15 protein-coding genes are annotated in these 14671 nt (G+C 27.9%); all 15 read left to right on the top strand.

Annotated elements, in window-relative coordinates; genetic code table 11:
- The coding region (locus OCV55_RS08250; RefSeq protein WP_267309870.1) for an EAL domain-containing protein at window positions 1–1603 on the top strand (1603 nt) is incomplete at its 5' end.
- A 54-nt stretch (window positions 1604–1657) separates the two neighbouring features.
- The gene (locus OCV55_RS08245) at window positions 1658–2401 is read left to right on the top strand and encodes a copper homeostasis protein CutC (RefSeq protein ID WP_032090703.1); all 744 of its coding nucleotides are present in this window, start codon (window positions 1658–1660) and stop codon (window positions 2399–2401) included.
- A 7-nt stretch (window positions 2402–2408) separates the two neighbouring features.
- Entirely contained in the window at window positions 2409–3251 is an 843-nt protein-coding gene (locus tag OCV55_RS08240) for an alpha/beta hydrolase (RefSeq protein WP_147580325.1), read from the top strand.
- A gap of 24 nt (window positions 3252–3275) precedes the next feature.
- Complete coding sequence (locus tag OCV55_RS08235; protein ID WP_147580324.1) at window positions 3276–4865, top strand: YIP1 family protein; 1590 nt, start codon at window positions 3276–3278, stop codon at window positions 4863–4865.
- Window positions 4866–4978: 113 nt separating this feature from the next.
- A complete protein-coding gene (locus OCV55_RS08230; protein WP_117783195.1) occupies window positions 4979–5401 on the top strand; it encodes a hypothetical protein in 423 nt (140 codons plus the stop codon).
- On the top strand, window positions 5376–6701 hold the full coding sequence (locus OCV55_RS08225) for a TrkH family potassium uptake protein (RefSeq protein WP_147580323.1): 1326 nt from the start codon (window positions 5376–5378) through the stop codon (window positions 6699–6701). The genes OCV55_RS08230 and OCV55_RS08225 overlap by 26 nt, the downstream gene beginning before the upstream one ends.
- A gap of 8 nt (window positions 6702–6709) precedes the next feature.
- Complete coding sequence (locus OCV55_RS08220) at window positions 6710–7363, top strand: potassium channel family protein (protein ID WP_032090699.1); 654 nt, start codon at window positions 6710–6712, stop codon at window positions 7361–7363.
- Window positions 7364–7379: 16 nt separating this feature from the next.
- The gene (locus OCV55_RS08215) at window positions 7380–8744 is read left to right on the top strand and encodes a sensor histidine kinase (RefSeq protein WP_147580322.1); all 1365 of its coding nucleotides are present in this window, start codon (window positions 7380–7382) and stop codon (window positions 8742–8744) included.
- Entirely contained in the window at window positions 8744–9424 is a 681-nt protein-coding gene (locus OCV55_RS08210) for a response regulator transcription factor (protein ID WP_147580321.1), read from the top strand. Before OCV55_RS08215 ends, OCV55_RS08210 begins: the two co-directional genes overlap by 1 nt.
- Before the next feature lie 103 nt (window positions 9425–9527).
- Window positions 9528–11423 (top strand): BglG family transcription antiterminator, encoded by a 1896-nt coding sequence (locus OCV55_RS08205; protein WP_147580320.1) that lies wholly within the window; start codon window positions 9528–9530, stop codon window positions 11421–11423.
- A gap of 12 nt (window positions 11424–11435) precedes the next feature.
- Window positions 11436–11984 carry an RDD family protein gene (locus tag OCV55_RS08200; RefSeq protein WP_199588434.1) on the top strand — a complete coding sequence of 183 codons (549 nt, stop codon included), beginning with the start codon at window positions 11436–11438 and terminating at the stop codon, window positions 11982–11984.
- 86 nt (window positions 11985–12070) lie between these two features.
- The gene (locus OCV55_RS08195; protein ID WP_147580319.1) at window positions 12071–12391 is read left to right on the top strand and encodes a PTS lactose/cellobiose transporter subunit IIA; all 321 of its coding nucleotides are present in this window, start codon (window positions 12071–12073) and stop codon (window positions 12389–12391) included.
- Between the two features lie 15 nt (window positions 12392–12406).
- Entirely contained in the window at window positions 12407–12730 is a 324-nt protein-coding gene (locus tag OCV55_RS08190; protein ID WP_022001211.1) for a PTS sugar transporter subunit IIB, read from the top strand.
- Between the two features lie 16 nt (window positions 12731–12746).
- Window positions 12747–14099 carry a PTS sugar transporter subunit IIC gene (locus tag OCV55_RS08185; protein ID WP_117783191.1) on the top strand — a complete coding sequence of 451 codons (1353 nt, stop codon included), beginning with the start codon at window positions 12747–12749 and terminating at the stop codon, window positions 14097–14099.
- 13 nt (window positions 14100–14112) lie between these two features.
- A complete protein-coding gene (locus OCV55_RS08180) occupies window positions 14113–14634 on the top strand; it encodes a GrdB-related putative oxidoreductase (RefSeq protein WP_022001213.1) in 522 nt (173 codons plus the stop codon).
- Window positions 14635–14671 lie beyond the last annotated feature (37 nt).

Below are 14671 nucleotides of genomic sequence, written 5' to 3'. Positions count from 1 at the left end.
TGATTATTTATATATTTTAGATGTTGAAAATGATGAATATTTTATTTCACCTCATGCTGCAGTAAGATTTAAAATGGATAATGCTTATTTTAAAAATCCTGTTAAAGAATTTAAAAAATTTGTTTATTATAAAGATTATGATTTAGTTGTAGAGGATCTAAATAAGATTTTATCTGGAGAAAAGACCTATCACAATATGCAGTATAGATGGCTAAATGATGAAAGTTTACCTGTTTGGATCAATTGTCGAGGACAGGCAATTATTGAAAATCATCAAGTAAAATATTTAATTGGGTGTATTAATGAAATTGGTAAAAAACAGTATGCTGATAATGTAAGTGGATTGTTAGGAGAAGAAAGTTTTAAAAATTTTATTTATCCAATTGATGATGATTTTGAAAAGGGTTTTGTTTTAAGACTAGGAATTGATAATTTTAAGAATATTAATGAAAATTATGGATTAAAGTTTGGAGATGAGATTCTTAAACGAGCAGGAAAGTATATCAAAGATCTTTTAAATGAGTATCAAAAACTTTATCATATTGTTTCTGATGAATTTATTATATTTGATTCAAATGGGACAGTTGATGATGCAATTTATCTTTATAAAAAGATTCAAGAAAGAACACTTGATTTTATTGAGTCTACAAACTATGAAATTTATTATACTTTTTCAGCAGGAATCCTAGATTTTTATAGTCATCCAACAGCTAGTTATATTGAAATTATGAAATGGACAGAATTCTCTTTAAATAATGCAAAAGAAAGTGGCAAAAATACATATGATATTTTTGATAACTGTGATTATCAAAAATTTCAAAGAGAATCAGCGATTATTAGATATTTACACCAATCTATTGATCATGATTACGAAGGATTTGATGTGTATTTTCAACCTATAGTCGATGTAAATAAAAAAGAAGTAACACATTTAGAAACATTACTACGTTTTAAATGCGATGAATTTGGAAGAATATCACCAATGGAGTTTATCCCATTGCTTGAAAAAAGTGGTCTTATTATTCCTGTAGGTAAATGGGTTTTAGAAAAAGCAATTCAAGCATGTTTATCATTAAAAAAATATCAATCTCAATTAAAAGTAAATGTTAATATTTCATATGTGCAAGTTTTAAAATCAGCGATTTTAAATGATATTTTAAGTATAATGAAAAAATATAATGTTGATCGAAATAGATTAGTTATTGAACTTACAGAAAGTGGCTTTATAGAATCAGATCGCTCTTTTGTTAATTTTTGTAATCAATTAAAAGAAAATAGTATTCTTTTAGCTTTAGATGACTTTGGTACAGGGTATTCTAACTTTCATTATTTATATAATTTAAAACCAGATTGTATTAAAGTAGATCGTGGACTTATGAAGAATGCTTTAAGTAATGATTATGAAAATTTATTATTAAAGCATATGATCGACATGGCTCATAGTGTTGGGGTCAATATGTGTATTGAAGGAATTGAAACGGAAGAAGAACTTCATAAAGTATTAGAAATGGGAAGCGACTTTATTCAAGGGTTTTATTATAGTAAGCCACTGCCTTTTAATGAGATAACAGACTATTTGAAAAATTTTAAGAAGATCATCTAGGATGATCTTTTTTTATGGGCTATAATAAAAGAAGAAAAATTAAAGGAGAAGTTTATGGAACGATTAGTTGAAATATGTTGTGGAAGTTATGAAGATGCTTTAAATGCTTATTATGGAAGGGCAAAGCGTATTGAGTTAAATAGTGCTCTTCATTTAGGTGGTTTAACGCCTTCAATAGCTTCTTTGAAATTAACAAAAAAGAATACAAATTTAAAAATTATTACAATGATAAGACCAAGAGGTGCAGGATTTTGTTATAACGATATTGAATTTGAAGTTATGAAAGAAGATGCACGTTGTATGCTTGAAAATAAGGCAGATGGGATTGCTTTTGGATGTTTAAATCAAGATGGTTCAATTAATGAAAAACAAACAAAAGAAATGATCGATATTATTAAAGAGTATCAAGGAGAGGTTGTTTTTCATCGAGCATTTGATTGTGTAGCTGATCCCTATGCTTCAATTGAATTATTGATTCATTTAGGCGTGGATCGTATTCTTACTAGTGGTTTAAAACCAAAGGCAATGGATGGAAAAGAATTAATTAAAGATTTACAAAATAAATATGGTAATCAAATTGAAATATTGGCTGGAAGTGGTATAAATGCAAGTAATGCTAGAAAGATGATGGAGGATACAGGAATCTATCAAGTACATAGTTCATGTAAAGATTGGATCAATGATCCAACAACTAAAACGCATGAAGTTTCATATGCCTATGCACCTTCGCCTCATGAAAATGATTATGATGTTGTTTCAAAAGAACTTGTTGAAAAAATTGTAGAAAGTATAAAATAGGTTTGTTATGAAAGTTAAAGATTATAGTTATGAAACTTTTCCACGATATACAGTCAACATAGATGGTGCTTTGGAATTAAAAGGAAATAAAGAAAATCTAAGATGTCGGATGAAAGATGTAGAATATCAAAAAGGTTGTATGATTCGTTTTTTATTTCCAAATACGATTTTAGATGAAGAAAGAAAATATCCATTAGTGATTCATGTACAAGGTTCTGGATGGTATAAACAAGATATGAATGATCATATTTTTGATTTTATGCCGATTGTCAAAGCAGGTTATGTGTATGCAATTATTGAATACCATGGTGCTCCTGAATATAAATATCCAACGCAAGTAGATGATGTTATAAAAGCGATTGAATATTTAAAAGAAAACTATCAAAATTATCCTATTGATTTTAAACATGTATTTTTAAGTGGGGATTCTTCAGGAGGACATATTGCCTTACTTGTAGCTTTACAAGAAAGGTATAATTTTAAAGGAATCATTGATTTATATGGAGTCACAAACTTTATGACATTTAATAATTGGTATAGTAAATATGACTGGCATGAAGAAAGAAATGTGACTGATTTTTTAGGATCATTAGATATAGAACTTTTAATGAAAGCTTCACCAATGACCTATTTAAAAGAAAATATGTCTTTACCACCATTTCTCATTCTTCATGGAGATAAAGATCATGTTGTACCTATTACCCAAAGTATAGAACTATATGAAAAACTTAAAGAATATCACTATGATGTAATCTTTGGTAGAGTTCATGATGCAGATCATGGAAGAAGTATTTTTTATAATGAAGATGTTTATCAAACAATCATTGCTTTTTTAGATAAACATCAATAACTTAAAATAAAAGAGGTGATATCTATGGAATTACATATTAAAGAATTTGAATATCAGAATATAATCAAACAACAATTTTATAGACAATTAGTTGTTTTATCTTTATATGTCTTATTATTAGTTTTTGCTTTAGAAAGTATTTTATATGGTTTCGATTATGTATGGATTATTCTTTTTGTGGCTGCTATGGCCATTATCAATTTAAATTTCAGAAAAAAGAAAAAAATATTAGGATATGACCTAGTTTATATTGATGAAGATCATCGTTTCTTTTATAACAATCTATTCATTGAAATGAAAGATCTAGAAAATTATGTTCTTTCAAAAGAAACAATAACTTTGAATTTTATAGATTATTCTATTGTGATAGAAAAAGATGAAAATCTTTATGATTATTTAAATCAATTTGTGAAGAATAAAAAACCAATTAATGGAAAAAAACAGAGATTATTTGTTAGCTGTTTTGCACTTCTTTTTGTATTTTTCTCATTAAGTTTAGGTAATCTTGTATTAGGGAGTATTTATAGTTATATAAATCATGTTGAAATGATTTCACTTTCAACGATTCTTATACCTATTATTCAAATAACAAGTACTATACTAGGAGTCGCTCTTATCTTTTTTGTAGCGAAGAAGTTTAAAAAAGGGATAGGTCTTTATGTGAGTTTATTATTGATTGTACTTTATATTGCCTTACCTTTTATTATGGGTAATGATATTCATCGTTTAGATAATGACATGGCTTATACACGACAAAATCAAAAGCTTACACTTTATAGTCATTATAAAAAAGGTTATGGAAAATTTGAAAGACAAATAACGAATGTTTCAAATAAGGCAGAAGTGGGAAATTATCAAAGTGTGCTCTATATTTTAGAAAATCAAAAAATAGAAGTGATTTCTTTAGAAAATGAAGCTAAAAATGATAAATTCGTTTCTAAAATTAAAAATCAAACTTATTTAGAAACGTATATTTCAACACACTATACTTTAGCTATTGGAGATGATAAAGCTTATTTTGAAAAAAATAGTTCACCTAAAATAGTGAAATTGCATAGAATCAATAATCATATGCTTTATTTTAAATATAAAAAGGATTATTACTTTATTTATATTTTAGAAAAACAAAAAGATATCAGAGTCTATGAGCTTTCTAATGATAGAGATTTAAAATTTTACTTTGCTCCAGACCCTTTTGAAATGTCTAACTCTCAAACAAGTAGTGAGGATACAAATGAAAGTGAGTCACAAAATCAAACAGAGGAAGCAAATCAAGAAACAACAGCACAAGAAAGTGATACTACTGATTTAGAAAATGATCCAGAAAGAGTTTATTTTGAAAAAGTGTATGACCTTTTAATAGCACAAAATAAATTAGACAACCCTTGTTTTGATTATCAATATGACGCTAAAGGTTATCCTTATGCAGTTGTAAGTACAAATGATGAATATACATTATCTCTTGTATTTAATAAATATAAAAATAATGATGAAGATTATGAAATTGTTTTAGAAAAGTATATCAAAAAAAGTAGCACGCAAAGTCTTGTTGATTTTTATTTAGTGAATACAAAAACTTTGGAAGTTACAGATCAACAACGAGATTATTGGTAGGGTCAAGAATTATCTTGATCCTTTTTATTTATGTTTTATTAATATATATACAAAGTATCTTAACACTATCTTAATACCTCCCATTTTATAATAGAAATAATGAGGGGAGTATTATGGTAGATTTTATATTAGTGATTATTTTGATAATTGTTTTGTTTATGGTATATAAACAAATGAGTTGTTTTGATGAGCTTATAGAAAGTATAGAATACCCAACAATTCTTATCATTTATGATGATCAATATCAAATAGCAAAAAAATATGAAAATGATACAATCAAATGTATACCAAAACAAGAAATATATCACTTTGAACAAAGTTATCAATATGTCATTTTATGCTGTGAAGATGATTATTATAACTTATTAATGAATTATCGTATTCATAGAGATATGTTAGATGTCCAAGTTTATTCTTTAATTGGAAAACAAAAGTATGAAGAATTATATCAAGAAAATATTGAATTGTTACAAACAATAGAAGACATAGAAAGGTTAATAAAACATTTATATGATCAAAAGAAGAACAAATGTTGAAATCATTGCATTAGGATTTGCAATTGTTATTTTAGTTGGAACGTTTTTACTTTTGTTACCTGTTTCTAGTGATCATACGGATTTTTTAGATGCGCTTTTTACAGCGACAAGTGCCACTTGTGTAACAGGTTTAGTTGTTTATGATACGGCAACACATTGGACATTGTTTGGACAAATCGTGATTTTACTTTTAATTCAAATAGGTGGTTTAGGTTTTATTACGATTGGGGTTTTTCTAGCCACTTATCTTAAGAAAAAAATTAGTTTAAGACAGAGAGGCTTGATTGAAGAAAGTGTCAATTCTTTAAAATTAGCAGGTGGGGTCAAACTTGTTAAACATATTATAAAAGGAACTTTTTTATTTGAAGGAATTGGCGCAATTATTTTAAGTCTTGTTTTTATAGAAGATTTTGGTTTATTAAAAGGTATTTATTTAGGAATCTTTCATGCGATTTCTGCTTTTTGTAATGCAGGATTTGACATACTTGGAATAATAGAACCTTATGGTTCATTAACTCCTTATGCTTCTAATATAATTGTTAATATAACAATTATGGCATTGATTATTATAGGAGGTCTAGGATTTATTGTTTGGCAAGATATTTATGAAAAAGGGTTTAAGTTTAAAAAATATCTTTTACAAACAAAAATCGTTTTAATAATGACAATTATTTTAATTGTTGGCGGAGCCGTATTATTTTATTTATTTGAATGTCAAAATTCACTTTCTTCCTTGTCTCAAGAAGAAAAGATTTTAGCTTCATTTTTTCAATCTGTGACTTGTCGTACAGCTGGTTTTAATACAGTTGATGTTTCTCATTTAAAACCTTCAACAAGTTTATTAATGATGTTTTTAATGTTTGTTGGTGGTAGTCCTGGGTCAACAGCTGGAGGTATTAAGACCACGACTTTTGCAGTTTTGACTATTTTTGTATACGCTACAATGACCAATAAAAGTGAAGCCAATGCTTTTAATCGTCGTTTTGATAGTAAAACGATAAAAAAAGCATGTTCCGTTTTTTTAATAAATTTTATATTTATTTTTATAAGTGCAATTGCACTTTTTGACATGCAACCTCAACTTCCAATGCAAGATGTTTTTTTTGAAATCTTTTCAGCACTTGGAACAGTAGGAATTTCAACAGGGATTACAAGACAACTGACAATGCTTTCTAAAATTGTGATTGTTTTATTAATGTATTGTGGTCGAGTAGGAAGTTTAACTTTAGCTTTAAGTCTTTCAAGAAAAAAGAAAATTTCAAATTGTAAAAATCCAGTAGAAAAAATAGCTATTGGGTAGGAGGAGTTATGAAAACAGTATTAATTATAGGAATGGGACGTTTTGGTCACCATCTAGCAAGTAATATGATTTCACTTGGAAATGAAGTGATGATCGTAGATAAAGATGAATCTCGTTTAGAAGATCTAACAAAATTGATTTCGAATATTAAAATAGGGGACTGTACAAATGAAGATGTTTTGCAAAGTTTTGGTGTTGCTAATTTTGATATTTGTTTTGTTTGTATTGGAACAAATTTCCAAAGTAGTTTGGAAATTACAAGTTTGCTCAAAGAATTAGGAGCCAAGTATGTTATTTCTCAAGCAACAAGAGATATACACGCTAAATTTTTATTAAAAAATGGGGCGGATGAGGTTATTTATCCTAATCGTGACAGTGCTGAAAAATTAGCAGTGCGTGTAAGTAATGATAATTTGTATGATTATGTTGAATTGGATAATGAATATTCTATTTATGAAATTCCTGCATTACGTCAATGGTTAGGAAAAACAATTAAACAAATTAATATTCGAGCAGCTTTTCATATTTATATCATAGGAATCAAAAAAGATAATAAAACAGATTTTTTACCTTCGGTAGATTATGTTTTTAATATAGAAGATCATCTTTTAGTTATAGGAAAGAAAAAAGATGTTGATATGATTCTAAAATGTATGTCATGATGATCTTGGTGATTTTATGAAAGAAAAATTAAGGTATTTAGTTTATTTTGGTATTATTATTTCGATTGAATTATTTTGTTCATTTACTTTAAATTCAATGGGAATTAGGAAAGAAAATATTTTAATGGTATTTATTGTAGGAGTTTTATTAATTGCTACATTTACTAAAGGATATTTTTATGGTTTATTAGCATCTATTATTAGTGTATTATGTTTTAACTTTTTATATATTGATCCTAACTATGATTTTCATATTAGTGATCCTAATGATTTTATGCTTATTCTTTTCTTTTTGATGACTTCTGTTATTGCCTGTAGTTTAACGGATCGTTTTCAAAAACAAATTATTATTTCTAAAAAGAATGAAAGTATTTCTAAACAACTATATAGCTTATCAGAAAGATTATTGAATGTTTCAGGTATCGAATATATTTTATTAAAAGGAAATCAATATATTGAAGAAAGTATTCAAATAAAAACAAATATTTCCTTGGAAATAAAAGAAGAAAGTAAAAATGTAATTCCTATTATAGGAATGAATCGAGTTTTAGGAAGTATTGAAATATTAAGTCATCAAGGACTCAATGAAGATCAAATGATTATCATTAAAGCAGCTGCTAACCAATTAGGAAATGCTTTAGAAAGAGAACTTACTTATTTAGAACAAGAAAAAATAAAGGTAGCGATGGAAAGAGAACATATGCTTAACAGTATGTTAAGAAGTATCTCACATGATTTAAGAACACCACTTACAGGAATCGTTGGAGCAAGTCAACTCATGATGAATCAAGATCATCTTACAAATGAGGATGTTTATTCACTTGCAAAAGACATACATGATCAAGCACATTGGCTTACTCAAATCGTTGAAAATATTTTAAACATGTCTAAAATAGAAAGTGGAAATTTAGTTTTACATAAAAACTTAGAAGTTGTAGATGATTTGATTTATGAAGCAATACAACATTTACCTGAATTAGAAAAAAGAAATGTGGTTGTAGATGTACCTCAAGATTTATTATTTATTAATGTAGATGGTAAATTAATGGTTCAAGTATTTATTAATATTTTAAATAATGCAATCAAGTATACAAAAGAAAAAGATCAAATTACGATTCATGTAAAGAAATTAGAAGATGAAGTACAGTTTATGATTAAAGATACAGGATCTGAAATTTCTAAAAATATTTTAGATCATATTTTTGAAGAATTTGTAACAGATACCAATGTTTCTAATGATAGTCAAAAAGGAATTGGTTTAGGGTTAGCTATTTGTAAAGCAATTGTTCAAGCTCATGGTGGAAAAATTTGGGCTAAGAATGAAAAAGATGGAGCATGTTTTATTTTTACTATTCCTAGTGATAAGGAGTTGAATGTATAATGAATGATTTAATTATGATTGTAGAAGATGATCCATATATTTCTCATTTTTTGCAAATGTCTTTTGAACAAGAAGGATATCGTATATTAATGACAACAAAGGGTCATGAAGCATTAAGTCTTTTTTATAGTCATCAACCTGATATCGTTATTTTAGATTTAGGTTTACCAGATATTGATGGTCTTGAAGTAATTCAAGAAATTAGGAAAATTTCTTCAAAACCTATTATTGTTGTTTCTGCACGATTAGAAGAACAAGAAAAAATCAAAGCACTTGATTTAGGAGCAAATGATTATGTTGTAAAACCATTTTATATGGGAGAGCTTTTAGCTAGAATTAGAGTTGCTAAAAGATTATCTAAAAAAGAAGATGAAGAAATAAAGAAATATCAAAAGGATTATTTAGAGGTTGATTTTATTTCTAGAAAGGTATTAATAGATCAAGAAGAAATTCATTTAACACCGATTGAATTTAATCTTTTAAAGCTTTTAATTGAACATCGTGGTAAAGTATTAACACATAATTATATTCAAAAAGAAATTTGGGGTTATCAAGATCATTCTAATCAAAATGCATTAAGAGTATTTATGGCTACTCTTCGTCGAAAAATAGAAAAAGATACGAATCATCCTCATTTTATTGTCACAGAAGTAGGCGTTGGTTATTATTTTAAAGATTAACAAGGGAAACCTTGTTTTTTTATTTCCTAACAATTAGGAAACACAATTAATGTTGTGTAAAAAAAATTACTGTTATAATGATAATAAATGGAGGAAAAAAGATATGTTAAATGATCGACAAATGCATGTAATTGATCTATTGAATGATAAAAAATGGATTACTGGAAAAGAGATGGCGCATATTCTAAATGTTACAGATCGTACGATACGTAATGATATAGAGAATATTAATCAATTTTACGATTGTTTGTTAATTAGTGCTGATAAAAGGAAAGGTTATCATATTGATCAAACACTTTTATCAAAACAAGATATTGAACCCAAGGAAATTATTCCACAAACATCACATGAAAGATGTGTTTGGTTAATACAGGAATTATTGTTTAAAGAAAGTGAAATTAACTTAATTCAATTGCAAGATCGAGTTTTTATTAGTGGATATTCGATAGATAATGATTTAAAGAAAATTAGAAGAATGATTAGTAGTTATTCAAGTTTAAAAATTGTTCGTAATAAAAATACAATTTATCTAGTAGGAGATGAAGCAGATAAAAGAAAACTTTACAAAGATTTGCTGACAGAAGAAACTAAAGGGAATTTTATGAATTTAAATTCTATTGCTGATTTATGGGAAAATTTTGATTTATTAGAAGTTAAAGATATATTAGAAGAAGTTTGTGAAATGAATGATTACTATATTAGAGATGTGAGTTTTCCTATGATTATGATACATGCAGGTGTTTCAATAGAAAGAATTATTAATCATAACTATATTGAAGATAAAACTTATAATGAAAAACTGAAGGATAGTTTAGAATATAAGGTGGCGAAAGATTTTTTTTCAAAAGTTTCGCAAGTGATACATATACCCGTTATTGAAGATGAAGTGGTTTTATTTTCGTATCTTTTATTGGGGAAAAGTGGAAAATTCTATAATAGAAATAGAAAAGAAAGTGAAAATTTGAAATATATTTTTTATACAATTATAGATAAAATAAAGGAATATTTTGGTATAGATCTTTCAAATGATTATGATTTAAAACTTGGATTAATTACACATTTACAGTCTTTATTGGAAAGACAAGTGAATAATGTTAAAGTTACAAACCTTTATTTAAAGGAAATTAAAAGAAAATACCCTTTGGTTTTTGAAATGGCAGTACATTCTGGTGAGGTTATTACTGAATGCACAGGATACAATATTAACGAAAACGAGCTGGCATTTCTTGCTTTACATTTGGGAGCAGCTTATGAAAGAAGCCAAAGTATGTATCGTCATCGGGGAATAGTCATCATTCCTCACAATCAAATGTTATCTATACCTTGTGTAGAAAAATTAAAAAATAGATTTGGGGAGAGAATGGAAATTCTTGAGATATTTCATTTTTTTGAAGAATTGCAGGTTGAACAATGTCAACCAGATTTCATTTTAACAACAGTTCCCTTAAAACATCAACTTGACATACCAACTCTTCAAATAACTTTATTTGTAAATAACGAAGATGAAAGTAAAGTATTTCAGCTTCTTAATGAATTAGATAATAAGCTTTATCACAATGATGTGGTGAAGATGTTAAAAAAACTTATTAAAAAAAATTTATTTCATGTTCATCAAACATTTCATGATACAACAGAAATTTTAAATTATTTATGTGATGAATTGATAGATAATGATTTAGCTACAAAAGCATACAAAGAAGATGTTTTTAAAAGAGAAGCAGTCTCAGCAACCTCATTTATGTATGGTTTTGCTGTTCCACATTCTATAGAAGTATCTACCAAAAAATCATGTATTTCTGTATTGATTTTAGATAGAAGTGTGAAATGGGGAGAATTTGATGTGAAATTTATTATTTTATTGGGAATTAGAGAAACAGATAATCATTTATTAAAAATATTTTTTGATTGGTTATCAAGTATTGTCGCTAATTCAAAGAAATTTGAACAATTATTAGAAGTAAATAATTATGAAGAATTTATGAAAGAAATTATCGCTTAGGAGCTAATGAAGATGACAAAAAGAAATATATATATAAATGCACCTTTAACAAGAAGAGTGCTTAGTTATTTTATTGATTGGTATTTAGGAGCACTTTGTGCTGCTTTTCCAATTGCTGTGGTTTCACAAAAATTGTATGGAACAATGTTAAAACAAAATTTATTAAAAATTCAACAACCTTATGGATTTATTGCGGGGATTATAGGAGTAATTTTTGCTTTGTTTTACTACATTTATATTCCTTTCTTTGTTTATAAAGGACAGACTGTAGGAAAACGAATATGTAAAGTTAAAATTATTCAAAATAATAATCAAGAAGTATCGTTAAAATCATTGGTTTTAAGACAAGGTTTAGGAATGATTGTAATTGAAGGTATTTTTGTGAGTGCAAGTGCATTGTGGCATCAACTTGTTTCTTTATGCATACACGTAAATATTGTTTCAATGATGATGTATGTTGGGTTTGTTGTGGGAGGAATAAGTACGTTGATGATTATTTTTACCAAGGAACATCGTGCAATACATGACTATATAGGAAATACAAAGGTTGTAAGTGTTTGATTTCCTATTGCTAGGAAACGTCTCTATCAGCCTAAAGATAAAGAAATATTTATAATAATAGATGTAAAGATATTGGAGGAACAAAAATGGACAATTTAGAGTTAGTTAGTTTTCAAATTATTTCTGCGGTAGGTGTAGCAAAATCATTTTATATTGAAGCAATGAAAATTGCTGAAAAAGGTGATTTTGATTTAGCTAAAGCAAAAATAAAAGAGGGAGATCAGGAATTTGTAAAAGGACATGAAGCACATGCAGGTTTGATACAAAAAGAAGCAAATGGTGAAAAAGTTGTACCAAATATTTTATTGATGCATGCAGAAGATCAACTTATGTCTGCTGAAACAATTAAAATGATGGCTCTTGAAATTATAAAATTGAACCAACGTCTTTATTCGTTAGAAAAATAAGAAGGGAGAAGGAGAATGAAAAAAATTTATTTATTTTGTAGTGCAGGAATGTCAACAAGTATGTTAGCGAGTAATATGCAAAGTGTCGCTAATGCACACAATTTGCCTATTAAAGTGGCAGCTTTTTCACACAATAAACTTGAAGAAATTATAGAAAAAGATACCCCTGATTGTATTTTACTAGGTCCACAAGTGAAATATATGTATGAAGAAACAGTTGAACAATTTGGAAATACAGGTATTCCTATTGCGGTCATTGATCAAGCGGATTACGGTATGATGAATGGTGAAAAAGTGTTAAAATCAGCAATTAAACTGATTAAATCAAATAAAAAATAGAAAGAGGACAAGTCTTATGATGAAAAAACTTGAAAAAATACTAATGCCTCTAGCGGAGGCGATTGGGAGAAATAAGTACCTCATGTCAATTCGTGATGGTTTTCTTGTTTCAACTCCATTATTAATTGGAGGTTCTATCTTCTTATTGATAGCGAACTTTCCAATTCAAGGTTGGATTAATTTTTTAGAAACAACTGTGGTTAATTCTTCAACAGGACAGACATTAGCATCTTTTATTTCAAAACCAGCAGGGGCTACTTTTGATATTATGGCAATCTTTGCTGTAATTGGTATAGCGTATTCCTTTGCTGGAAAAATGAATACAAATAAGATATTTGGTGCAGCCGTTGCCGTTGTTTCATGGTTTTTAATTATGCCATATTCAATTAGCGGTAGTGTTGATGTGGCAGGTAAAGCAGTTGATGTAAGTTTAAGTGGTATTCCTTTAGGTTGGGTAGGATCAAAGGGTATTTTTGTCGGAATTATGTGTGCTTTTTTATCAGTCCATATTTATACATATGTGGAACGTAAAGGTTGGACAATTAAAATGCCAGCAGGTGTTCCACCTACAGTTGAAGAATCATTTGCTGCGTTAATTCCAGCGGCGATGGTAATGATCGTATTCTTTACAATTAACTTATTATTTGGTTTTTTAGGTACAAATGTATTCCAAATTATTTTTGAATTTTTACAAACACCATTATTAAATTTAGGAGATACATTAGGAGCAATGGTTGTTGCTTATATTTTCTTACATTTATTTTGGTTCTTTGGAGTAAATGGTGGTTCGGTTGTTGGTGCCGTATTCAATCCAATTTTACAAACATTATCAGCAGGAAATATTGCTGGTGAACATCATATTATTTGCCAACAATTCCAAGATTTATTTGCTACTTTTGGTGGAGCAGGATCTACTTTATCATTAGTTATTGCGATGCTTTTATTCTGTAAATCAAAACGTATTACAAATTTAGGTAAACTCTCTTTTGTTCCTGGTATTTTTGGAATTAATGAACCAATTGTTTTTGGATTACCAATTGTATTGAATCCAACATTATTAATACCTTTTGTATTAGTTCCAACAGTGAATATTGTTATTTCATATTTTGCAATGGCTATGAATTTAGTACCAATTTGTTCTGGAATTAATATTCCTTGGACAACACCAATTGTTATTTCTGGTTTCCTTGCAACAAATTGGGCAGGAGCTCTTTTACAAGTGTTGTTATTAATTTTAGGAATCTTTATCTATATGCCATTTATTAAAATAATGGATAAACAATATCTTGAAGAAGAAAATAATATGCAAAATGATGAAGAAGAAGAGGATGATATTTCATTAGATGATCTTTCATTTGATGATTTGTAGGAGATGAAAATTTATGAAAATAATCATGATTTATGACCAAATTCAATCAGGTGCTGGTATTAAAGACGATCATGATATTCCTTTAGGAGCAAAAAAGGAAGCTGTTGGTCCGGCAGTTATGATGGAACCATTTTTAAAGAAAGTAGATGGAAAAGTCGTGGCATGTCTTTATTGTGGAGACGGGACGTATCTAAAAAATCCTGACGAAGTAAGTCGAAAATTATGCGCAATGGTGAATAAATTAAAACCTGATGTTGTAATGTGTGGTCCTTGTTTTAATTATTTGAATTATGGAAAAATGGCAGCAAGAATTGCTTACGATATTAATCAAAATACATCTTCTAAAGCAATTGCGGCCATGTCAGATGATAATCAAGAAACGATTAACGAATATAAAGATAAATTATGTATTATTAAAACACCTAAAAAGGGTGGTATAGGTTTAAATGAGTCTTTAGAGGGAATGTGTGTTCTTGCAAAGGCTCTTTACCAAGAAAAAGAAATTGAAGAATTTAAAGAAAAATTTTGTTTTTAGGATGCTGTTTAGCATCCTTTCTACTAGGAGGAAAGAA

It is taken from the genome of [Clostridium] ammoniilyticum (genome assembly GCF_025566905.1).
GTDB lineage: Bacteria > Bacillota_I > Bacilli_A > Erysipelotrichales > Coprobacillaceae > Faecalibacillus > Faecalibacillus intestinalis.
The sequence above is the reverse complement of the archived record's forward strand: the minus strand, read 5'-3'. Positions and strand labels throughout refer to the sequence as shown.

What these genes read in the sequence shown, in the direction of transcription:
- OCV55_RS08245 (WP_032090703.1), top strand. Translation starts at nt 1,658, where the DNA reads ATGGAACGATTAGTTGAAATATGTTGTGGAAGTTATGAAGATGCTTTA.
- OCV55_RS08240 (WP_147580325.1), top strand. Translation starts at nt 2,409, where the DNA reads ATGAAAGTTAAAGATTATAGTTATGAAACTTTTCCACGATATACAGTC.
- OCV55_RS08235 (WP_147580324.1), top strand. Translation starts at nt 3,276, where the DNA reads ATGGAATTACATATTAAAGAATTTGAATATCAGAATATAATCAAACAA.
- OCV55_RS08230 (WP_117783195.1), top strand. Translation starts at nt 4,979, where the DNA reads ATGGTAGATTTTATATTAGTGATTATTTTGATAATTGTTTTGTTTATG.
- OCV55_RS08225 (WP_147580323.1), top strand. Translation starts at nt 5,376, where the DNA reads ATGATCAAAAGAAGAACAAATGTTGAAATCATTGCATTAGGATTTGCA.
- OCV55_RS08220 (WP_032090699.1), top strand. Translation starts at nt 6,710, where the DNA reads ATGAAAACAGTATTAATTATAGGAATGGGACGTTTTGGTCACCATCTA.
- OCV55_RS08215 (WP_147580322.1), top strand. Translation starts at nt 7,380, where the DNA reads ATGAAAGAAAAATTAAGGTATTTAGTTTATTTTGGTATTATTATTTCG.
- OCV55_RS08210 (WP_147580321.1), top strand. Translation starts at nt 8,744, where the DNA reads ATGAATGATTTAATTATGATTGTAGAAGATGATCCATATATTTCTCAT.
- OCV55_RS08205 (WP_147580320.1), top strand. Translation starts at nt 9,528, where the DNA reads ATGTTAAATGATCGACAAATGCATGTAATTGATCTATTGAATGATAAA.
- OCV55_RS08200 (WP_199588434.1), top strand. Translation starts at nt 11,436, where the DNA reads ATGACAAAAAGAAATATATATATAAATGCACCTTTAACAAGAAGAGTG.
- OCV55_RS08195 (WP_147580319.1), top strand. Translation starts at nt 12,071, where the DNA reads ATGGACAATTTAGAGTTAGTTAGTTTTCAAATTATTTCTGCGGTAGGT.
- OCV55_RS08190 (WP_022001211.1), top strand. Translation starts at nt 12,407, where the DNA reads ATGAAAAAAATTTATTTATTTTGTAGTGCAGGAATGTCAACAAGTATG.
- OCV55_RS08185 (WP_117783191.1), top strand. Translation starts at nt 12,747, where the DNA reads ATGATGAAAAAACTTGAAAAAATACTAATGCCTCTAGCGGAGGCGATT.
- OCV55_RS08180 (WP_022001213.1), top strand. Translation starts at nt 14,113, where the DNA reads ATGAAAATAATCATGATTTATGACCAAATTCAATCAGGTGCTGGTATT.